31 protein-coding genes are annotated in these 16,804 nt (G+C 51.6%); 7 read left to right on the top strand and 24 right to left on the bottom strand.

What is annotated here, in order from left to right:
• Positions 1-363: 363 nt before the first annotated feature.
• The 22 genes from ACRDD5_RS01085 to ACRDD5_RS00980 all read right to left on the bottom strand — a co-directional run bounded on the left by ACRDD5_RS01085 (position 364) and on the right by ACRDD5_RS00980 (position 10,213).
• On the bottom strand, positions 364-603 hold the full coding sequence (locus tag ACRDD5_RS01085) for a hypothetical protein (RefSeq protein WP_438675645.1): 240 nt from the start codon (positions 601-603) through the stop codon (positions 364-366).
• 98 nt (positions 604-701) lie between these two features.
• Complete coding sequence (locus ACRDD5_RS01080; RefSeq protein ID WP_438675644.1) at positions 702-962, bottom strand: hypothetical protein; 261 nt, start codon at positions 960-962, stop codon at positions 702-704.
• A gap of 56 nt (positions 963-1,018) precedes the next feature.
• Positions 1,019-1,264, bottom strand: a complete 246-nt coding sequence (locus ACRDD5_RS01075) for a DUF2560 family protein (RefSeq protein WP_438675643.1) — start codon at positions 1,262-1,264, stop codon at positions 1,019-1,021.
• Positions 1,265-1,376: 112 nt separating this feature from the next.
• The gene (locus ACRDD5_RS01070; protein ID WP_438675642.1) at positions 1,377-1,748 is read right to left on the bottom strand and encodes a Gp49 family protein; all 372 of its coding nucleotides are present in this window, start codon (positions 1,746-1,748) and stop codon (positions 1,377-1,379) included.
• Positions 1,749-1,781: 33 nt separating this feature from the next.
• Positions 1,782-1,979, bottom strand: a complete 198-nt coding sequence (locus tag ACRDD5_RS01065; protein WP_438675689.1) for a hypothetical protein — start codon at positions 1,977-1,979, stop codon at positions 1,782-1,784.
• A complete protein-coding gene (locus ACRDD5_RS01060) occupies positions 1,936-2,208 on the bottom strand; it encodes a hypothetical protein (protein ID WP_438675641.1) in 273 nt (90 codons plus the stop codon). The genes ACRDD5_RS01065 and ACRDD5_RS01060 overlap by 44 nt, the downstream gene beginning before the upstream one ends.
• Positions 2,205-2,429 carry a hypothetical protein gene (locus tag ACRDD5_RS01055; protein ID WP_438675640.1) on the bottom strand — a complete coding sequence of 75 codons (225 nt, stop codon included), beginning with the start codon at positions 2,427-2,429 and terminating at the stop codon, positions 2,205-2,207. The genes ACRDD5_RS01060 and ACRDD5_RS01055 overlap by 4 nt, the downstream gene beginning before the upstream one ends.
• A complete protein-coding gene (locus ACRDD5_RS01050) occupies positions 2,426-3,052 on the bottom strand; it encodes a glycoside hydrolase family 19 protein (protein WP_438675639.1) in 627 nt (208 codons plus the stop codon). The genes ACRDD5_RS01055 and ACRDD5_RS01050 overlap by 4 nt, the downstream gene beginning before the upstream one ends.
• Positions 3,052-3,333 carry a phage holin family protein gene (locus ACRDD5_RS01045; RefSeq protein WP_438675638.1) on the bottom strand — a complete coding sequence of 94 codons (282 nt, stop codon included), beginning with the start codon at positions 3,331-3,333 and terminating at the stop codon, positions 3,052-3,054. Before ACRDD5_RS01045 ends, ACRDD5_RS01050 begins: the two co-directional genes overlap by 1 nt.
• On the bottom strand, positions 3,320-3,715 hold the full coding sequence (locus ACRDD5_RS01040; protein ID WP_438675637.1) for a phage holin family protein: 396 nt from the start codon (positions 3,713-3,715) through the stop codon (positions 3,320-3,322). The genes ACRDD5_RS01045 and ACRDD5_RS01040 overlap by 14 nt, the downstream gene beginning before the upstream one ends.
• A gap of 155 nt (positions 3,716-3,870) precedes the next feature.
• Positions 3,871-4,449, bottom strand: coding sequence for a DUF1133 family protein (locus ACRDD5_RS01035; protein WP_438675636.1), 579 nt, complete (start codon positions 4,447-4,449; stop codon positions 3,871-3,873).
• A 12-nt stretch (positions 4,450-4,461) separates the two neighbouring features.
• Entirely contained in the window at positions 4,462-5,451 is a 990-nt protein-coding gene (locus tag ACRDD5_RS01030) for a DUF968 domain-containing protein (RefSeq protein ID WP_438675635.1), read from the bottom strand.
• The gene (locus ACRDD5_RS01025) at positions 5,448-6,164 is read right to left on the bottom strand and encodes a phage antirepressor KilAC domain-containing protein (RefSeq protein ID WP_438675688.1); all 717 of its coding nucleotides are present in this window, start codon (positions 6,162-6,164) and stop codon (positions 5,448-5,450) included. Before ACRDD5_RS01025 ends, ACRDD5_RS01030 begins: the two co-directional genes overlap by 4 nt.
• Positions 6,165-6,188: 24 nt before the next feature.
• Entirely contained in the window at positions 6,189-6,578 is a 390-nt protein-coding gene (locus ACRDD5_RS01020) for a RusA family crossover junction endodeoxyribonuclease (RefSeq protein ID WP_438675634.1), read from the bottom strand.
• Entirely contained in the window at positions 6,575-6,895 is a 321-nt protein-coding gene (locus ACRDD5_RS01015) for a LexA family transcriptional regulator (protein ID WP_438675633.1), read from the bottom strand. Before ACRDD5_RS01015 ends, ACRDD5_RS01020 begins: the two co-directional genes overlap by 4 nt.
• Positions 6,892-7,119: a hypothetical protein gene (locus ACRDD5_RS01010; protein ID WP_438675632.1), complete on the bottom strand. Its 228-nt coding sequence runs from the start codon at positions 7,117-7,119 to the stop codon at positions 6,892-6,894. Before ACRDD5_RS01010 ends, ACRDD5_RS01015 begins: the two co-directional genes overlap by 4 nt.
• Positions 7,116-7,775, bottom strand: coding sequence for an MT-A70 family methyltransferase (locus ACRDD5_RS01005; RefSeq protein ID WP_438675631.1), 660 nt, complete (start codon positions 7,773-7,775; stop codon positions 7,116-7,118). The genes ACRDD5_RS01010 and ACRDD5_RS01005 overlap by 4 nt, the downstream gene beginning before the upstream one ends.
• Entirely contained in the window at positions 7,772-8,221 is a 450-nt protein-coding gene (locus ACRDD5_RS01000; RefSeq protein WP_438675630.1) for a PerC family transcriptional regulator, read from the bottom strand. Before ACRDD5_RS01000 ends, ACRDD5_RS01005 begins: the two co-directional genes overlap by 4 nt.
• Positions 8,221-9,084, bottom strand: a complete 864-nt coding sequence (locus tag ACRDD5_RS00995) for a conserved phage C-terminal domain-containing protein (RefSeq protein ID WP_438675629.1) — start codon at positions 9,082-9,084, stop codon at positions 8,221-8,223. Before ACRDD5_RS00995 ends, ACRDD5_RS01000 begins: the two co-directional genes overlap by 1 nt.
• Positions 9,074-9,253 (bottom strand): DUF4222 domain-containing protein, encoded by a 180-nt coding sequence (locus tag ACRDD5_RS00990; protein WP_438675628.1) that lies wholly within the window; start codon positions 9,251-9,253, stop codon positions 9,074-9,076. Before ACRDD5_RS00990 ends, ACRDD5_RS00995 begins: the two co-directional genes overlap by 11 nt.
• Positions 9,254-9,492: 239 nt before the next feature.
• Positions 9,493-9,963 carry a YmfL family putative regulatory protein gene (locus tag ACRDD5_RS00985; protein WP_438675627.1) on the bottom strand — a complete coding sequence of 157 codons (471 nt, stop codon included), beginning with the start codon at positions 9,961-9,963 and terminating at the stop codon, positions 9,493-9,495.
• 25 nt (positions 9,964-9,988) lie between these two features.
• Positions 9,989-10,213, bottom strand: coding sequence for a helix-turn-helix transcriptional regulator (locus ACRDD5_RS00980; protein ID WP_438675626.1), 225 nt, complete (start codon positions 10,211-10,213; stop codon positions 9,989-9,991).
• Positions 10,214-10,320: 107 nt separating this feature from the next.
• Between ACRDD5_RS00980 and ACRDD5_RS00975 the strand changes: the two genes are divergently transcribed.
• Positions 10,321-10,980: a LexA family protein gene (locus tag ACRDD5_RS00975; protein WP_438675625.1), complete on the top strand. Its 660-nt coding sequence runs from the start codon at positions 10,321-10,323 to the stop codon at positions 10,978-10,980.
• A gap of 313 nt (positions 10,981-11,293) precedes the next feature.
• Here the strand turns inward: ACRDD5_RS00975 and ACRDD5_RS00970 are convergent, their stop codons facing one another.
• Complete coding sequence (locus ACRDD5_RS00970) at positions 11,294-11,611, bottom strand: hypothetical protein (RefSeq protein ID WP_438675624.1); 318 nt, start codon at positions 11,609-11,611, stop codon at positions 11,294-11,296.
• A gap of 1,253 nt (positions 11,612-12,864) precedes the next feature.
• Between ACRDD5_RS00970 and ACRDD5_RS00965 the strand changes: the two genes are divergently transcribed.
• The 6 genes from ACRDD5_RS00965 to ACRDD5_RS00940 all read left to right on the top strand — a co-directional run bounded on the left by ACRDD5_RS00965 (position 12,865) and on the right by ACRDD5_RS00940 (position 16,052).
• Positions 12,865-13,119 carry a hypothetical protein gene (locus tag ACRDD5_RS00965; protein ID WP_438675623.1) on the top strand — a complete coding sequence of 85 codons (255 nt, stop codon included), beginning with the start codon at positions 12,865-12,867 and terminating at the stop codon, positions 13,117-13,119.
• Positions 13,120-13,177: 58 nt separating this feature from the next.
• Complete coding sequence (locus ACRDD5_RS00960; protein WP_438675622.1) at positions 13,178-13,537, top strand: hypothetical protein; 360 nt, start codon at positions 13,178-13,180, stop codon at positions 13,535-13,537.
• The gene (locus ACRDD5_RS00955; protein ID WP_438675621.1) at positions 13,537-14,562 is read left to right on the top strand and encodes a chromosome partitioning protein ParB; all 1,026 of its coding nucleotides are present in this window, start codon (positions 13,537-13,539) and stop codon (positions 14,560-14,562) included. The genes ACRDD5_RS00960 and ACRDD5_RS00955 overlap by 1 nt, the downstream gene beginning before the upstream one ends.
• Positions 14,549-15,058 (top strand): hypothetical protein, encoded by a 510-nt coding sequence (locus ACRDD5_RS00950; protein WP_438675620.1) that lies wholly within the window; start codon positions 14,549-14,551, stop codon positions 15,056-15,058. The genes ACRDD5_RS00955 and ACRDD5_RS00950 overlap by 14 nt, the downstream gene beginning before the upstream one ends.
• Positions 15,055-15,306: a hypothetical protein gene (locus ACRDD5_RS00945; RefSeq protein ID WP_438675619.1), complete on the top strand. Its 252-nt coding sequence runs from the start codon at positions 15,055-15,057 to the stop codon at positions 15,304-15,306. The genes ACRDD5_RS00950 and ACRDD5_RS00945 overlap by 4 nt, the downstream gene beginning before the upstream one ends.
• 62 nt (positions 15,307-15,368) lie before the next feature.
• The gene (locus tag ACRDD5_RS00940) at positions 15,369-16,052 is read left to right on the top strand and encodes a hypothetical protein (RefSeq protein ID WP_438675618.1); all 684 of its coding nucleotides are present in this window, start codon (positions 15,369-15,371) and stop codon (positions 16,050-16,052) included.
• 309 nt (positions 16,053-16,361) lie between these two features.
• Here the strand turns inward: ACRDD5_RS00940 and ACRDD5_RS00935 are convergent, their stop codons facing one another.
• A complete protein-coding gene (locus ACRDD5_RS00935) occupies positions 16,362-16,736 on the bottom strand; it encodes a hypothetical protein (RefSeq protein ID WP_438675617.1) in 375 nt (124 codons plus the stop codon).
• Positions 16,737-16,804 lie beyond the last annotated feature (68 nt).

The raw sequence follows: 16,804 nt of genomic DNA, 5'->3' as shown, positions 1-16,804 counted from the left end.
CACGGCAATGCCGCCCGAGAGGTAAACGCAACCTAACGGCATCACCCAGGCTCACTACTGAAAGACTCTCTTCGATCTGCGCGTGCGAAGCGCAATAAAAAAGGCCGCCTAAGCGACCTCTCTTTTCATACTGTTTTAATCATCGGGGTAAATAAGCGGCATCTAGTGTGTTATTTTGCTGGAACCTGACTCAATGAACGCTTTGGTTCTCTGCCAGTAAGATCCCATGCAGGATAGTTTGAACACATCACCAGTATCACTAAGCGCAATCACCTCTTTCGACCACTGACCTTCTTTGCTTTCTGGTAGGCGGAGCTCAACACTGATCCATTGGCTTTCGTTGTTATCCATCACAACCTCGCCCTATTTATCACGCAGGATTGTTATGGCCTGAACCGCATGAAATACAGCAGTCTGGTAAGCTATTTTATTTCCCAGCTCGTCTCCTGGTAGCTCTTCATGCACATATTCCAGTTGGGTTTCGCTTACCGCGTAACCTACGCTTGCAAATCGCTTACCCGAGGCACTGTTTTCAGAGGGCTTAACATGTAGACCGTATTTCACGATAAGATCAAAAGAATCACTGCTTTCATTGATGCTCATGTACAACCTCGTCTTAGTTGTTCGTCAGGTTATCAGTGGCAGGCGGTGACGATGCCGCTTTTCAGGAGCTACCCTAGCCACTGACAATTTTATTCCTATTACGCGCCGGTATTATTGCTACAAACCACTTCACCGGAAATGAGTTTATCTGTAGTGCCAATCTCTTCAACGATGACGTCCTCAGGACTCACCCAGTCGTCATAGTTACTTTCATCTTTCCACCAGTCACCTTTGATACTTGCATCCGGGTGAATCAGTTTGGCCTCATCTTCGCTTACCGCACAAACGATAGCCGAAACATAGGTGTTCCAGTTATCGTTCTTCTTCTGTGAGATCTTGTAGATTTTTAATGGCATCATTAAACGCTATTAGCGGCCTCTTATGGTTCGATAAAGATTCTGGTAAAGATACTGTATTACGAACCCAATTCAGCATCAAACAGCAGCAGCGCTTCTTCCGACTCTTTGATAGCTTTCGTCGTTCTGGCCACCAGTCCATTTTCAGTCGTTACCCGGCTTAACTGATTGATGAAGATTTGATACTTCAGAGGATCATCACCAACGAACTTAATAGCCTCTGCTGCTGCCGCGGTGTCATAATTCAGGGATGCCAACAGGTTCAGACGTATCTGCTGCGCAGGTGTTACAGTAACTTCAGACATTGATTATCCTCTTATGGGTTTATTGGTTTTAGCCTCTACAGAGGATATTTTTAATTTATCCTCTCTGGGGGATACCATTATCAAGCCCACCAGCAGATGAGCTTTGTAATGGCTACATCTCGCTGAGTTTTTCTTTCAGCAGATAACCTTCGAGCATCCAGATTTTGTTCACGGCATTCTGGCGGGCAATCTTGCGCCCGATTCCTTCATCGAAGTTCTCTGGGCTGGCGCAGGCGCTTTCTCCGGTGACCGTAAAGCCATTCTTCAGCACCAGAACGCAGAATGTCAGCAACTCCAGCGCGTCAGGCTGGTCTGGGATTTTTACGCTGTATGTTTCGCTTCTCTGCACATTAGCAAAACGAGCACCATCAGCAGCGGTAAAGTAATGTTCGCTGGCGATTATGCTGGCAATGTGTTCAGGAGTAACGCGAGCCGCCGTCTTACCCTTGGCTGCGATTTCTTTTTCAATTTGCTGGTCATTCATAATTGTGACCTCTTTGGTTATGAAAAAGCCCCGCTATTGCGAGGCCCGGTATTCATTCGGCTGGCAGTTCGCCTGCCATGATTTGTTATGCGCCAGGATGTCGCGCTTCGTCTGACGATCCATCACCTGGATGTCGTGCTCAGTGAGGCGAATCGCATTCACCCAGTCGCAGCCAGTGTCGATGACCTCAACCTTTGCGGGTCCAGTTTCCGCGCAGCTCACGATCAACATCGTCATCAGGCATATGGCTAACCGTCTGCTGTACATTGCTGGCCTCCTTCGTTACTTCAACGCGGCGTTCTGCAGCTGCTTTGGTGGCTGCGGCGCTCTCTTCCGTTCGCTGCTGGTCTGCTTTGGTTTCCGCTTTGTTCGTGCCGCGCAAATGACCAAGTCCAAAACCACCAGCAGCGGCCGCCAGGATTGCGCCAATAACGCCGATAACGATTTCAAAAATGCTCATGCGTTTACCTTTGGTTCAAAAGATCGCACGTTGATAGGGCCACCGAACGGGAATCCCCAGTTCAACCAGGTGAAAATCTTCAACTCACACATACCATCAAAAACTTCACCCGGATCAACATCGTGATAGCTGCAGACGATATGGAGTTCATCTCCTACCGCCTGAAGAACGACAGTATCGGTTTCCCAGTGCGGGAGAAGAATTCGCAACCATTTCCTCATACCAGCTCCTTTCTCGCGTTAGCGAAGCGAGCGCGGCGATCTTCAAGCCCGTTCGTACCGCCGTTGATAATTTTCGTGACCTGCAGAATGTCGCCTGAGTACTTCAGTCCGCCTTTGGTGGCAAAGAACCACGCGGCGCTTCGGGCTGCATAATCATCCTGAGCAAGCAGGTCAGGCTGCTTAACCAGATCCACCTTCAGGCCGTTACCACACTCCCGGTAGTTATTCAGGCCGGTAATCTGGATCAGCCCCCGACCGCGATATAACCATCCATCACCCGGTGCGTTATTACCCATGCGCTTGCTGTACACCAGGTTCGCTATGGCGCGCTGGCGCTCAATGGGTAAACCGCGCTCTTCAGGACGGCGACCCAATGCGTTAGCCTGGTTCTGCGTGATGCGCCCTGCACGAATGAAGCCACTAAGACCAGCAACGCTGTAATTCATGCTTTCTACCAGACGGGTGAAGCCACCGCTTTCATGCCCTGTCTGGGAAATGAACATCGCCTGATCTACCGGGTTGGTGATGCCGAACTCATCCATCGCGTTACTTATTGGCTGAAACCAGCGCGCAGCTAACCCAGCGCTTACACCAGCCGCCTTTTGAAATTGTGATTGGTTCATTAGTGCCTCAGAGCATCAACAAGGCGCGCCACATTTCCCCGAGCCCATAGAACGGCAGCGCAAATCAGGACGTTCGTAATCACCACAAACCAGTGTGATTCGTGATAGAGCCCGAACAGGTAACGGAAAGGGACGCTGGCATATACCAGCACCGTGAGATAAGCCATCAGCGATATCACAGGGCGATGTCTCGCCCCTCCTCGCTGGTAGAACATTAGGGCAATAACGATCACCGCGCAGATACACGCATTGACCATCGCCGAAGGATCACTTGTTACCATTGCTGGCCCCTCCTCCACGTAAGCGAGAGAGAATTCCAAACAGGCTACCCAAATCCTGGCTGTTAACGAACGTCAGCAGCTTAATAGCAATTGCAGCAACGATTACCGCGCCCAGCGCATCAAGCGGCCTGTCGCTATACCCCGTCCATCTGGAGAAGTACGAGCCCAGAAGAGGCGCGCCGATAACGCCGAAGATGAATGACGTGATGAAGTAGCCAACCAGCTTAAGGCGACCTATGTTTACCGCCGTAGCGACGTAGAACACCGCGCCAGCAAAAGCGCCAAACACTACTCCGTAATCAATTCCGGTCGCCAGGCCAAACAAACTGGCCCCCATCAGACCACCAGCCGCTACCGTAGTGCCAGTAACAGGATCGGACATCTAGCCCCCTCGTATTGCCGTGAGTCCTCTCAGAAATGAGGGGAAACAAAAAGGGCTACCCGAAGGCAGCCCTTAAATGTAAAAACCCGCACTGGTGGCGGGTTTCTTTTTGTTCTGTTGCTCAGTTCGCTTTAACGTCCCGAGCCTACCACAATTTAAGCACTTTCTTGCTCATTCTGCAACTGAAATCTGTCGCCATTTGTGCCGAACGCGTCACAAACTGGAGCGTACAGGATCGATTCTGCCAAACTTAACCACGTATCAATGCGACGCCGACAGGTGATTAAGGTCCAGTCAGGGTGTTTGGCCTGCAGTTCGTTGGCCATCTGCAGCTTGCTCTTACGCAGGCGATGACGGTCAACAATCACACCGTATAGCGATCGGTAGTCATCATTCATCAGAACGGAAGCAATGACCCCATCAACCCGCAGACCCTCTTCGTCTGAGCAGAACGCCAGCCCGCTTTTATTTTTGCTGTCCAGAATTGCACGCAGGTACGCTTCAAGCTCAGGTTTGCTGATGCCGGACTTCTTCATACGGCGCAGCGCATCATTGATTGCTGTCTTGGTGATTGTTGAGGACGCAAGCAGCTGATTGAACATGTTCCCACCAGAACCGCCGCCGATGTAAGACCAGCGGCCCCACATGCGCAGCTTGCCCTGAATCCAGATGCTTTCGAGAGTGCGGAGGCGAACGGTTTCGCCTGCTTTGCCAACTTCAGAAGGATTAATCATTTTGCGTCTCCACTACGCCAGTACGCCGATTGCCAGCGCACGATCTAAAAACCGAAACAGCAGCGATAACTGGTCGCCGTATTTCGCTTCAAATACCACAGGATCAGCGTGCAACGCGTCGTGATGCTCTCTGCACAGAGGTATCACAAACAGGTCATGCGCTTTGGTACCCATTCCACCCTGCCCGTGACCAATCAGGTGGTGGGGGTCGTCTGCCGGTTTAGAACAGCAGACACACGGCTGGGTTTTAACCCATCGCGTATACTTCTCGTTTTCCCAGCGGCGGCGCTTAGGCCGCAGCATGAAGGATTCCGGGGTGTCAGGATCGACCTTCACTGCAACTATCTTTTTGGCTTTCTCCTGCAGCAGCTCAGCAGCAGGTATAGATGGTGTTATTTCACTCTCACGCATCACTGACTGGAAGGGTTCAGGCTTTAGCCTCAGGGCTTTGGCCGCCATGCTTTCCGGAATTACATCACCCAGGCCGTTCTTCACCAGCCACCAGCAGAACTCAGGAAGTGTAAGCACGTGGTCTTCACTGAAGCCAAGTTGACCGCTTACAGCTCTCACCAGCCAGGATACCAGGTTTTTGCGGGCAATGCCTGCCAGCCTTTCAGTGAAATGCTCACGAAGTTGGTTATCACATCCCCAGCAAAGAAGGATGCTGCCGGGCTTATGGCGCATGATTGTGAACTCGTCTGCATGCCAGTCGTTGTGCGGCCACTGACACTCACGCTTTTTCTCAAGCCATGCATCAAAAACTGACATTCCACCAGCGCGCTGGATAACCGCCGGGTTCTCGAAAACAGGAAGTAAGCTGCCATCTTCTGCCAGCGGCTGATGCGACTGAGGCATCACGCCAGACGGCATATCAGCCAGTTGTTCGCCGGGAATTTCGATCACGACACGGCCCTGCCGGAATAACCACATCAGCTCACTGCCGGGGCGAAAGAGAACCACCCCTGACATAGGCGCAATCTCAGGTGTCAGTAATGCCCTCACGCCATCAGCCCCTTAGCAATATGTTCAGCCCAGAGGCCGCCAACCCAGCGCACACCTTTCGCAGTAAAACGTGCCTGGCTGAACGCGTAGTTCGACGCATTGGTAGTGCCGGTCTTCACCTCAAAGCGTTCGGCTTCGATGTGCTGATGGTATGGCGTAAGTGTGCCGTTCAGCCGGTACATGATGTGGTTATCCAGCAGGAACAGGCGGAACTCAGGTTCTTTCGCGTTTAGCAGTTTGGCTACCTGGCGGAATGTCATTGAGCCAGTAGCCATAACGTAACGATCAACGAACTCCGCTTTCGGCGTGGCAATCGCCAGTTCTTCACTCAGTCGTTGCTTTTGCTCAGCAAGGTCGGCAGCCATGCGGAGAGCCTCAGGCAATGTCTGAGGGAGTTTAAGACCTTGCCCGTTCTCAAGCTCCTGCCAGCGGTCAACCAGACGGGCAGTAAACTCTGGGCAGAGCTGCGCAACGATCACATAGCTGTCACGCTTGATAACTTCGTAATAGTGATAGGTCTGGCCGTTCTGTGGATGGGTGTACTGCATTGCAGCATACCCCCCAATAACTCCGGAATTCATCAGGCGCTCTATAGCGACGCATACGTTGCTGTGCCGTGAATCAACCAACTTTGCAATTTCACGGCTGGACATTGTGACCTGTTGCCCCTGCATCACGGCATGGTGGGTAGGGCAATTCACTACGATATTCATCTGATTCATGCTCTTCTCCACTTATCAGGCGGCTGCACCCGCCATGGGTTCATGTTTGGTGATCGTTATTTCTACTTTTCCTCCCGGCACCTGAGGCCCCCACTCCACCAGCATCCGTTTCACCTGGCTGTCATCCTCCCAGATGCCCGCATGAGTGAGGGCGTCAAATAACGCCTTGTTGAAGTTGTCTATGTCACGGAGGCGAGAATCCGGTGGGTAAAGAACGATTTCTACCGCTGCTGCTTCCGACGACGGTTTCGGCAGGCGGCGAAGCTGTTCAATGATGGCGGCACACGCTGCGCTCTGATATGCCCTGCCCTTTGCGCTGATAAGATGCCGACCTTTGAGCGGGCCGCTGTTCGGCGCTCGCCAGTAAGTGTTTACGCTCGGTGGGAACGGGAGGATCAACTTCATAGCTCCACTCCTTGCAGCTGCAGCCATGCCACCGCGCGCTCTTTAGCGTTGTCACCACCTTCCAGCAGAGACTTAACGACCGATATCGCATCCAGGTCATTACCGCTATCAACAACAGCGATCCCCCTCGCCGCCCCAGTGGCGCTTGAGATATACCCTTTTCGCCGGAGCGCCTTAACGTGGTCTGCGGCAGCGTTAGGGGATGAGCAGCCAATCAGTCTGGCAAGCTCGGTCATGGTTGGAGGAAAGCCCACGCGGGCAATGTATTCCTTGATGGCTGCCAGAACTTCACTTTGCCTGTAGGTTAATCCGATCATGACTCCACTCCATAGCGCCCGTTCAGGCGACCAATTTCACTGTTAAACTTCACCAGGGTTACGCCCATCGGCTTCACCAGCTCGTGATACTTCTTGAGGATCGGAGGGACAGCAGTATTCCAGCTTGGTTTAGGCTTCTGTTTAAGCGTTTCCCTTATCTCCCGGATGCAGCGGCGCGCAACATCGCGTACTGCATTTTCCTGTTCAGCTGAAAGCTTGATCATGCTGCGCGATCCTCTTTTTTGCTGATAGGTACAGCCCACCCCGATACCAGCTCTATATCTGACGATTCAGCTTCATTCCCCCAGTGGTCCCAGCCAGGCGCGCCACAGCGACTGAATAACTCGATACGCGGAACGTCACCGTAAAGTTGCTCAAGGAGGAATCTGGCTTCAGCAGGTTTGGCGCTGTGTTCACCAAGAGGGCTGTAGATAACCTGCTTCACGCTGGCGCTCAGCCGTTCCAGACCATTACCACGAGTAGCGATCAGAAGATCTTCCGTATTGGCACGGGTGTAGTTACCCCCATTCATCTTGGTCTGACCGTTCAGCAGCTCGAGGAAGTCGTAGAAGTCCTCAACATTGCCGGACTGCAGCGCTTTGTTGATGTGCTGTTCTGCCAGAGGATTGAACTTCACCCAGGTGAACCCCTTCATGGTGCGAACCTTAAAGCCCCAGGCCTCAGCCAGTTCAATGGCCTCACGGGTGTGAGTGCCGGTGAACCACATGGCCAACACCGCGTTTTCAGCAGCCACTTCCCAGACAGGCAGGCGTTTGATGTCGATCAGCTTCATGGTGCCGTAATGATTTTCAGCAGCACCATTGCTCGCTCTGTTGCTGTACTCCCATGGCGGATCTGCGTAAATCAGCGAATAACTCATTTGTGGCTCCCGGAGAACTTGCCAGCGAGGAACCACTGACTCTGAGGTTTAGATACGTATTTGGCCTGACGAAGGCAGCGCTGCCGCTCTTTCAGGCAACGATCTCGCTCGGTGACCATTTCAGAACGCTGGAATGCCTCAAACCACAGAGAAGCAGCACGGCGGTAGAGGCCTTTGTCGTGAAGTGCTTTGGCCTTTTTGACAATTTCGGATACGCCAGTGTCTACGTGCAGGACTGGCTGACCACAACCGGCTGCGGAATTCACCGCGTAATAGCGATACTGAGAACCAACCAGTTCGCGGGTGGTGAAGTTAAAATCATAAAGCCGGCAGACAGTGCGCTGGACAGATTCCGTACTGTAATCCGTAAAAGAATCAGCAATTTCTCGGCTGCTTAACCCTGGGTTATCCGCAATGAACATTTCGAGTGTTTTCATCAAGCTCATTATTTTGCTCCTCTGAAACCCGAAGGAATTTCGGTATCTACAGCGCCGAACTTCATCGGATCCGCCTTACGCTGGCCTTCCCAGTCCTGACGTTTTGGCCGACCTTTGCTGTCCCAACGGGATGCGCTTTGCAAATAAGATTCGAATTTCTTTGGGCCAAACAGCGTTTCAGGGCGCATGTACTGATACTGGTCGTCGTTACCGCTCCAGTGCTCATGCTTCAAATCGATAACCATTTTCAGGTCGTCAACGCTGAACCCATCTCGTAAGCGGCCCCGGATGTTCTCCAAAGAGGTTTTTGATTTCTGATAGCGAGAGCCACTGACCTGGTTGAGATGGGTTAACACCAGAATTGCATTGTCAGTGATCAACACTTCAGGGTCGGGTTGCGACGCAACCGGACAAGAAGGTTTTTTATCTGATGGATCAGTAGTTGATTTTACTGACGGATCCCCACCAGATTCTGACGGGTCAAAACTCCCCTTCTGGCTGTTTTTTGATGCCTCAAATTTTGAGGGGTCGGATTTTGAGGCATCAGATTTTGATGCGTCAGAATCTGACAGGTGAGAAAAGGCAGCAGCCTGAAGTTTTGCCACATTGAGCTGGTAAACATTCGACGCGTTCCTGTTGCCGTTGCGACGCTGTTTGCGTGACAGCCAGCCATCTTTCTCAAGCTGGGCTATCGCAGTCCGAACGGTGCTTTCACCAGCGCCGATCTGACGAGCGATAGTGCCGATGGAAGGCCAGCTCACCCCTTCGTCACTGCTGAAGTCTGCCAGACGCGCCATGATGGCAACGCTGGACAACTTCATGCCAGAAGAAGCGCAAGCGTCCCAAACGTAACCGGTTAATTTAGTGCTCATGGTCGTCCTTTAACTCTGTAAACTTACGCTGGAATTGCTCAAGAGGGCTGAAGCACTCATGATCGTACCCTTCGCGAATGTATATGACGCGTCGACTCTCTGGCTCCCATCTGACGACGTGGACAGTGATACCTCGGTGGTCTTTGAATCGCCGGTCAACTTCAGCCATTCCTCACGCCCCTTCTCGTTCATCAGAGTAAAAGCCTCTACCATTGCGTCATCAGGCTGGTAGTTGTTCACTTCAGCCTCGTTGTTTAATCTCTCCACATAGCCGAACGGGGATTCTTTCCCCACCAGCGGCAGGCATCGGAATTGCTTAGCTGGTCTCAATCGGTTTAAACTGTTCATGCGTTAGTTTCTCCACTGATACGACACGCCACGACGCCCGGAGCTGCACACTCGCGGGCGTCACTTTTTTTGGCTTTGCTTACGGCTAAACAGCGCAACAATCGCGCGGATCTCTTCTTCACGCGCAGCCAGGTGGCGGCGGTGATGCTCTTTGATTTCTTCAGCTTCATGCGCTTCAATAACTCCATCTTCCAAAGCAGCCTGGATAATCTGGTCAACACGCCCACGCGCGGCGGCAGTTCTCATGGCCCGAGTAAAAAGATCCACGCGGTCAAGGTCATCAAGCTTTGGTATATCCACCAGCAATGCACCGCGGCGCTGAGCGAAGTAATCAGCCAGCAGTGATGTATTGGAAATGTCCTCCATCGCTTCCAGCTCGTTCACCTCAAAGAAGCGGCAGCCGTTCTTCTCGTACAGGTTGTTGTTTAACTGAGTTACAGACATGCCAAGAGCACCAGCCATAGCCTCACGGCCTCCGGGATACGCTTTGCACATCGCTTTAACTACTTCTTTCAGGCTTGGCTCTACCATGTTGATTTTCCTTTGGTAGTTATGATTACGCTGCAGTTTCACTAGACTGAAGCGGTGGGAAAACATCATCAATACTGACTTTTGCACCGAAATCATTTAGGGCAGAAACGATGGCGCGGCACTGATCGATGTTCATTTTTCTCTTGCTGTTTTCGTAATGACAAACAGCGCCCTTTGTCACTCCAAGGGCATTTGCTAAGTGCCCCTGCGTAATGCCTAACTTGGTTCTAATTGCTCGAAGGTTATTCATTCCACTCTCCTTTATTCAAAGAGAGTATACATTTTGTATTTATGCGGCGCAAGACAGATATACGTTTTGTGACTCGATTAAAAGTATACAAGTTGTATTATTTGGGTATGACTATGAAATGGTACGACTTGGCGAAAACCCTGATGAAAGCCCAGGGGATTACTCAAGAACAGCTTGCTGAGCACCTTGGGATTACCAAAGGTGCCGTAAGCCATTGGCTGAACGCCAGGCGTGAACCCAGCCTAGGGGAGATCGCGCGGATTCTTGAATTCCTTGGGAAGAAAAATTTTTCGGTTGGAGCCGATGGATTAATAATTGATGAGAGTCTTAAGGGGGACGTTGAATATGTGGGCCCCTATAAACGTGGGAAGAAGTATCCCGTATTGAGTAGCATCAAAGCCGGATCATGGGGTGAAGCGGTCGAAGCCTATACCCTGAAAGATATTGATCAATGGCTTGAGTCGGATGCCCATATTCAAGGCGATGCCTTTTGGCTTGAAGTGGAGGGTGATTCCATGACCGCCCCAGTCGGCCTTAGTGTTCCCGAAGGTACATTTGTCTTGTTTGACACGGGAAGAGATCCGGTAAACGGAAGTCTGGTGATTGCAAAGCTATCTGATACCAACGAAGCTACCTTCAAAAAACTGATTATTGATGGCGGGCAGAAGTATCTTAAGGGGCTTAATCCACAATGGCCTCTCGTTCCAATCAACGGTAACTGTAGAATTATCGGCGTAGGCATTGAAACCAAACTGCGCCTGATTTAAATATTTCTTGTAACCCGGCTACCTGGCTGGGTTACATAAACCATTCCGCATAAAGCTTAACGACTTACCACCCACGGTTCCTCCCCCCAATCTTTTCGCTTTCCTATGTGAAGAATACATAACGTTGCCAATTTCATTTTTTGTATACATTTCGTATTGACTGATATGAATACGTTTTGTATATTCACTCCATCAGCAGCAAACACCATGAGTGAGCACGATGGGAACAAACGCAAACAGAAAAATGGTAACTCTCCCAGGCGGGATGAATTTCATACCTGTTTATAGCAAGTGTCCTAAGTGCGGTTGCGATTTAGAGAAGTGGCATGATTCCTTTGTAGATCAGGTATGCACCAATCAAGCAAAGAATCGTACCAGTGATACTGAATGCTCGCTTGAAGCCAGTGCCCAGAAATCTCTGGCCCATAGCCTCTTCAACAACTGTGTATCGTGGATGGTTTTTCCATTCGCCACAGCAAAAAAATACGCCGCCAAGAGAAATCAAAAGCGACGAGTTGGTAGGAAGTTTTGGTAGCAGTCCGCCAGCGGTAGAGAGGAATACGATCGTGCAAATAACGATCAACACCTTGTACCAAACATCCAATTGAAGATTGGATAAAGGATTGTTCATGATTTTCAATTTCTTGGTTGCGTGAGAACTCCAAGAATACCACCGAGCCTGATGTGGTGAAAAGACAGGCAGCAGTTTCAGTACGGCATATGGCACATGTGTCGCAGCGGTCCGGTAGGGTTCCTTTGTTGCTACTTTCCCGACCGGGTAGCCGGAATGTGCAAGCCAGGCATGAACGAGGCATTGGAGCGACTCACCATCGTGGCGATCAGGTGTGACACCTCGGAAGAGACGAGGGTGTATAGATGAGAGCACTCCGCGTCGGACGCGATACCGCACGGAACTTCAGGAGAAAGGCAGCTCAAGTGACCGAGGCTGTTCGTGAGATTGGTGATCCGTATCTCACTAAGCCCGAGTAAATATCGGAGCCTGCTGCACGATGAGTGCCCTCTTCAATACGTCTTAGCTGCCTGGCTGGCAACCTACTGCCATAAACACAGCTTTCCCTGCATGAGAGGCTAACTGCAGGGCGCGGACTCGACGCGTAGTACAGGTGTAACCCTCAACACGAAGTTCGAGTGACGCCCATCTGGTAAGTGGTTTAGGCCTGCAACTGGATGAAGCGTTAAGGGTGGCAGCCAGGAGAGACTGGCACAGCCCAGACGATATCTGAGTGGCTTAAAAAACAGATGGGTCCGGTGGAATTCCGGAATAAGGGTTTCATGTACCGAATGAACACATGATGACGCGGGGAAAGAACCGTGACAGGAGGGAAGTAGACCCCACGAACACAACAGGTAAGAGCATTTAGGGGACGGTATCTGCTTAGCAGACTGGAGATAGAACCGGAGATAGTGCTCTAACCGTTGTGGTAATTGCGGCTATGCGCACGTGACGAAGCCAAAATCATTCAACTCAATAATGAATGCATTCTTGATAGTGTGACGTCGCCGGTAATGGCTTAACCGGCAGGTGGAGGCACCACCACCACAACATGAACCTGTAGTACCTGTACCAACGATAGCTGTGTGTAGCCTTGGCGGTCGGCAGTTGTGAATGTCCTTAATGCCGACCGCCCATTTTCACAACTGAAAGCGCGCTCTGTACCTTTCCTCAAAGTGTCAGATCGTTAAATGCAAACCTAAGCAGAGCGCGCTTTCAGTTGTGTGGAGATACTAACCGGCGATGGCAGTCGCCCGCTTCATTAAGCGCCCTACCCTGGGTGCTTATTAAAGCGAACCCAAAATAATTTATCGCCGTCAGGCGCGGGATTCGTGCAACCAAAATTCAGCGGATTTTCCACTGGAGGACTGATGAACCACCTCGAATTTATTGAGAAAAACGTGAAGGAACTGCTGATTAAGCAAGGCTTTTCCTCTTCGGTGGCTCAGGGGGGGGCATGGCAAGCGATTGATTTATATAAGCGTATGTCGCAAGCCAGCAAAAAAGGAGCAATTTTCGATGATGTGATGCGGCATGCGAAAGCCTGGGCAGATAAACAGGTTTCAAAAGCTGAGGTAACAAAACGAAAACGCACCTCCCCAAAAGACCAAGGCGGCCTCTTTTAAGTTGTAAGGCCAAGAATTCAGCGTCGTGCAGGACGCTTATATAACGGAGAAACTAACCATGACGAACACACAGACCGTCACCGAGTTACAACCACGCATGACCAGAGAGCAGTTGGTCGATGCAGCTCGCATCGCCGCTAGATACCTGCCAGTTGCTTCAGCTCAACTGATGAACGAGTTGGCTACCAGACTCGACGTAACCAGCGTGGCTCTTTGTGAAGCCATGGCACAGCGTAAAGAGCTCGCCATACAGAACGTCACTCTCCGTGAGGACGTAACGAGCTGGGCCAAAGAGTGCGACCGTATCGAAGAACGCCACACCAAAACGCCCACCAATATGCACTTACTGGAAGCGCAGCGTGAATTACGTGAACTGCCTGCTGTGGTCATTTGCCTCAATAACGAGGTAGCGCTCTGATGGCTAACTCATTCAAACAGATGTCCCGTGACGGGACCATCAAGCGCACTGATACCGGGATGTTCATCAGCCTTGACGATATCCACGTTCGTGAAGGTTTCAACAAGCGTCACGACGACGATGAACGCACCATCCTGGCTGATGATGACCTCTTCAACTACCTGATGACCGGGGGTTCTGTCCCTCCGCTGGAAGTTATCGCCCGTGATGAAGGTGGTGTTTGGGTCGTTGAAGGCCACCGCCGCCGTCGTTGCTATGAGCGCTGCCGTGCAGCCGGTAAGCCAGTAGACCGCATTCACATCATGCCGTTTAACGGTAACGATGTGCAGCGCCTGGCGCGGATCATGACAAGTAATAACCAGCTGCCCCTTTCAGATATTGAGCAGGCTGCGGTTATTCAGGAACTGCACAACGCGTTTAACCAGACCACCAGCGAGATTGCGAAGCTTGTCAATAAGTCAGTTGGTACTGTTGAAAAGTTACTGACACTCAGTACCGCAAATTATGACGTTCAGCAGGAAGTTAAATCCGGGGCCGTCTCCGTTGATGTTGCTGTTGATCGCGTCAAAGAGTACGGAGAAAAGGCTGGCGAGGTACTCCAGCATGATAAGGCTGTTGCGGCTGCCCAGGGTAAAACGAAAGTTACCCGCAGCGCAATTGCGCCAGAACTCAGCATCAAGAACGCGCGGCGGTTCGTCGAACTGATGGCCCAGTCAGAGATCAGTGACGAAGGCGTGTTCACCATCCAGGGTGCTGCGCTGGCTGAAGCTCTCTCAATTATTGACGAATACAAAGCCATCGCAGAAGCGCGCGAAACCTATCGCCTGTCTCAGCCGATCCCAAACACTGAGGTACGCGGGAAAACTCTTCATGTCAGCCTCGGTGGAGTAGAGATCGGCAGCGTGCCAATTTATCGCGGAAAAAGCGTCAGCCTCAACGGGATCGTCACCAGCCAGTCCAAGGCAGTGGCCCACTTAGTTAAGCAGCACAAACTGCAGCAGGAAAATAACCATGACAGCCAATAAACCAATGACCGGCGAACAGCTGGATGAACTGATGACTGTTGCAGTCAATTTTCAGCGTGACAGTGAAAAAGCAGGCGAAAGATCGTGCGCCAACTTCGCTTATGCAGTTCAGGTAGCTGTTCTTGAGCTGCGTAAGGTTCGCGCTGATGTTGTGGCGCTGGCGGCGGAGAACGGGCAGATGCTGCGCCTGCTCACCGACGTCAGTGAAAACCACCTGGAATATTTGTCTGAGGGTGAAGACTGCATGATGGCTGGCGTTCCGCTGGATTACGTATCTGAAATCAACATGTACGTATCGCGGGACGTCAAGGCCGAGAATCCTTTCAACCAGACCGACGCCTTCCTGGCTGAAGTGCGGGCTCAGGGTGTGGAGTTGTTCGCTGACCAGCAGCGTTCATATATCGGAAACCCGAGTAAAAATGATGCAGCGTCCAGTTATTCGTCACGTGAAGCTATCAAATTTGCTTCCCAGCTTAGAAAAGGGGATGCCAAATGAAAGATGAAGATTTAGACCGTTGCCCTCGATGCAAAGAGGATATGTGGGCTGGGAATACCCTATGCCGCAACTGCAAGCGTGAAGATGAGCTGGAGGATTGGTCAGACGGTGATGGTAACCCGTTTGCTGATAACGGCGATCAGGGCGAGGTTTCCCCTGAATGTGAAATTGAATGCGATATCTGCGGGCACATATCCACAGATCCGGAAGGGCGGCACTATTGCTGTGAGGACAACGGCGATGACTGAGACCATCAACAATCACGAACTGGTAGCTGCTGGCATCATCACCCGGGTGGAGGAGTAGGGATATGGCTGAATTTACGAGAGAGCAGTTGATCGATCGCATCAATCAAGTAACGGCAATCAATAAATACCGCATCCGAAGAGATCCTGACGCTGATGGACTGGTGATGGATAACGAGATATTCGCTATCGCACTGGCAGCGCTGACGGCTGGGGTGGGGCAGGAGCCGGTGGGATATTACAGATTGGCTGAGGATGGAGTAAGTTACTACTTGTCGTCACCAGACCAACAGCGGGATGGCACAATTCCACTCTACGCAGCACCACAGTTACCGCAGCCAGCGGTGGTGCCTCTAGCGGTGAGCTGGGAGGATGTTCCAGAAAAAATCACCGAGGACGACATGGGCCTGGCATCTGCCTGGGCTCATGGGTTCAACCAGTGCCGCACCGCCATGCTTCAGGGTAAAGCCGAACCTGTATGCCAGCCTTACACGTTGCCTGAAGGTTACTGCGCCATGCCGAAAAGACTCACCGCTGAGAATGGTGCCAAAGGAGCTTTATCTGGTGAGTTTCACGTTACTCACCGCATCGCCTGCCAGTCTTGTGGTGGTGAAGGGTGCGAGGACTGTAACGAGGAAGGCGGCTGGGATGGTGAAATCCCTATCGGATGGGACACCATTAAGCTGATTTATGGTGCGGCTGTTGAATTGTGCGCGCTGCCAGCAGCACCGCAGCAGGAGGTGAAGTGATGGACGACCTCAGCGATAACGTTGTTCAGTTAGTTCAGCCTAAGCCTGAGGAGGAAAACCCTCTCAGTGTCGCCGTCTCGAACGAGAAAACTTACCTTCAGAAGCGCTGCACTCATCCACGAACAGAAATATGCGAAACGGACAGGACTTTTCAGTGCTTGAGCTGCGGTACGTATATCGATCCGTTCGAATACGTTCTCAGTTGCGCTAAAGACGCGAGACATACCGTGAAGGAGATCACTGAGCTTCGGGCTCGTCGCACTGAACTGCGCGAGTCGGTAGCCAATTTGGAACGCGAAGAGAAGAACGCTAAAGCCAGGCTACGATCTGCCAGAACGTCCATTCTGTTTGCAGAGAACGACCTGAAGAATACTGAGCAGGGGGTGAAATGATGCCTCCAGTTAAAGTGGTCGTTATCACAGTGGTGATGTTCGCCATCTGCCAGCTGATATCCATGACCGGGTATGGAATATGGTGAGTAAACTCAAACAGCGGCGCGTTCGCCGCCTTAAAGCCGATGTTGCCTGGTGGCGTGCTGAGGCTGCCGACCTGCACGCCCGCGTCATGGAGCAGGCCGATGAGATAGCCGAACTTCGCCGCCTGGTAATTCGGGTGCCGATGCCGGTTGTCATGCCTAAGGAAATGATCCACCAGCTCTTTCACACCGAAACTAAAGTATGTCATACCTGCAATGATGGGCTCCGAGGCGGATGCTCATCATGCGCATTTTATAAATCGTAACCGGGTGCAGC

The organism is Silvania sp. (assembly GCF_051656365.1).
GTDB lineage: Bacteria > Pseudomonadota > Gammaproteobacteria > Enterobacterales > Enterobacteriaceae > Enterobacter > Enterobacter hatchlandensis.
The sequence above is the reverse complement of the archived record's forward strand: the minus strand, read 5'-3'. Positions and strand labels throughout refer to the sequence as shown.

Bases quoted from the DNA above. Each gene is read 5' to 3' on its own strand.
- ACRDD5_RS01085 (WP_438675645.1), bottom strand. From the start codon at position 603: ATGAGCATCAATGAAAGCAGTGATTCTTTTGATCTTATCGTGAAATAC.
- ACRDD5_RS01080 (WP_438675644.1), bottom strand. From the start codon at position 962: ATGATGCCATTAAAAATCTACAAGATCTCACAGAAGAAGAACGATAAC.
- ACRDD5_RS01075 (WP_438675643.1), bottom strand. From the start codon at position 1,264: ATGTCTGAAGTTACTGTAACACCTGCGCAGCAGATACGTCTGAACCTG.
- ACRDD5_RS01070 (WP_438675642.1), bottom strand. From the start codon at position 1,748: ATGAATGACCAGCAAATTGAAAAAGAAATCGCAGCCAAGGGTAAGACG.
- ACRDD5_RS01065 (WP_438675689.1), bottom strand. From the start codon at position 1,979: ATGTTGATCGTGAGCTGCGCGGAAACTGGACCCGCAAAGGTTGAGGTC.
- ACRDD5_RS01060 (WP_438675641.1), bottom strand. From the start codon at position 2,208: ATGAGCATTTTTGAAATCGTTATCGGCGTTATTGGCGCAATCCTGGCG.
- ACRDD5_RS01055 (WP_438675640.1), bottom strand. From the start codon at position 2,429: ATGAGGAAATGGTTGCGAATTCTTCTCCCGCACTGGGAAACCGATACT.
- ACRDD5_RS01050 (WP_438675639.1), bottom strand. From the start codon at position 3,052: ATGAACCAATCACAATTTCAAAAGGCGGCTGGTGTAAGCGCTGGGTTA.
- ACRDD5_RS01045 (WP_438675638.1), bottom strand. From the start codon at position 3,333: ATGGTAACAAGTGATCCTTCGGCGATGGTCAATGCGTGTATCTGCGCG.
- ACRDD5_RS01040 (WP_438675637.1), bottom strand. From the start codon at position 3,715: ATGTCCGATCCTGTTACTGGCACTACGGTAGCGGCTGGTGGTCTGATG.
- ACRDD5_RS01035 (WP_438675636.1), bottom strand. From the start codon at position 4,449: ATGATTAATCCTTCTGAAGTTGGCAAAGCAGGCGAAACCGTTCGCCTC.
- ACRDD5_RS01025 (WP_438675688.1), bottom strand. From the start codon at position 6,164: ATGAATATCGTAGTGAATTGCCCTACCCACCATGCCGTGATGCAGGGG.
- ACRDD5_RS01020 (WP_438675634.1), bottom strand. From the start codon at position 6,578: ATGAAGTTGATCCTCCCGTTCCCACCGAGCGTAAACACTTACTGGCGA.
- ACRDD5_RS01015 (WP_438675633.1), bottom strand. From the start codon at position 6,895: ATGATCGGATTAACCTACAGGCAAAGTGAAGTTCTGGCAGCCATCAAG.
- ACRDD5_RS01010 (WP_438675632.1), bottom strand. From the start codon at position 7,119: ATGATCAAGCTTTCAGCTGAACAGGAAAATGCAGTACGCGATGTTGCG.
- ACRDD5_RS01005 (WP_438675631.1), bottom strand. From the start codon at position 7,775: ATGAGTTATTCGCTGATTTACGCAGATCCGCCATGGGAGTACAGCAAC.
- ACRDD5_RS01000 (WP_438675630.1), bottom strand. From the start codon at position 8,221: ATGAGCTTGATGAAAACACTCGAAATGTTCATTGCGGATAACCCAGGG.
- ACRDD5_RS00995 (WP_438675629.1), bottom strand. From the start codon at position 9,084: ATGAGCACTAAATTAACCGGTTACGTTTGGGACGCTTGCGCTTCTTCT.
- ACRDD5_RS00990 (WP_438675628.1), bottom strand. From the start codon at position 9,253: ATGGCTGAAGTTGACCGGCGATTCAAAGACCACCGAGGTATCACTGTC.
- ACRDD5_RS00985 (WP_438675627.1), bottom strand. From the start codon at position 9,963: ATGGTAGAGCCAAGCCTGAAAGAAGTAGTTAAAGCGATGTGCAAAGCG.
- ACRDD5_RS00980 (WP_438675626.1), bottom strand. From the start codon at position 10,213: ATGAATAACCTTCGAGCAATTAGAACCAAGTTAGGCATTACGCAGGGG.
- ACRDD5_RS00975 (WP_438675625.1), top strand. From the start codon at position 10,321: ATGACTATGAAATGGTACGACTTGGCGAAAACCCTGATGAAAGCCCAG.
- ACRDD5_RS00970 (WP_438675624.1), bottom strand. From the start codon at position 11,611: ATGAACAATCCTTTATCCAATCTTCAATTGGATGTTTGGTACAAGGTG.
- ACRDD5_RS00965 (WP_438675623.1), top strand. From the start codon at position 12,865: ATGAACCACCTCGAATTTATTGAGAAAAACGTGAAGGAACTGCTGATT.
- ACRDD5_RS00960 (WP_438675622.1), top strand. From the start codon at position 13,178: ATGACGAACACACAGACCGTCACCGAGTTACAACCACGCATGACCAGA.
- ACRDD5_RS00955 (WP_438675621.1), top strand. From the start codon at position 13,537: ATGGCTAACTCATTCAAACAGATGTCCCGTGACGGGACCATCAAGCGC.
- ACRDD5_RS00950 (WP_438675620.1), top strand. From the start codon at position 14,549: ATGACAGCCAATAAACCAATGACCGGCGAACAGCTGGATGAACTGATG.
- ACRDD5_RS00945 (WP_438675619.1), top strand. From the start codon at position 15,055: ATGAAAGATGAAGATTTAGACCGTTGCCCTCGATGCAAAGAGGATATG.
- ACRDD5_RS00940 (WP_438675618.1), top strand. From the start codon at position 15,369: ATGGCTGAATTTACGAGAGAGCAGTTGATCGATCGCATCAATCAAGTA.
- ACRDD5_RS00935 (WP_438675617.1), bottom strand. From the start codon at position 16,736: ATGACATACTTTAGTTTCGGTGTGAAAGAGCTGGTGGATCATTTCCTT.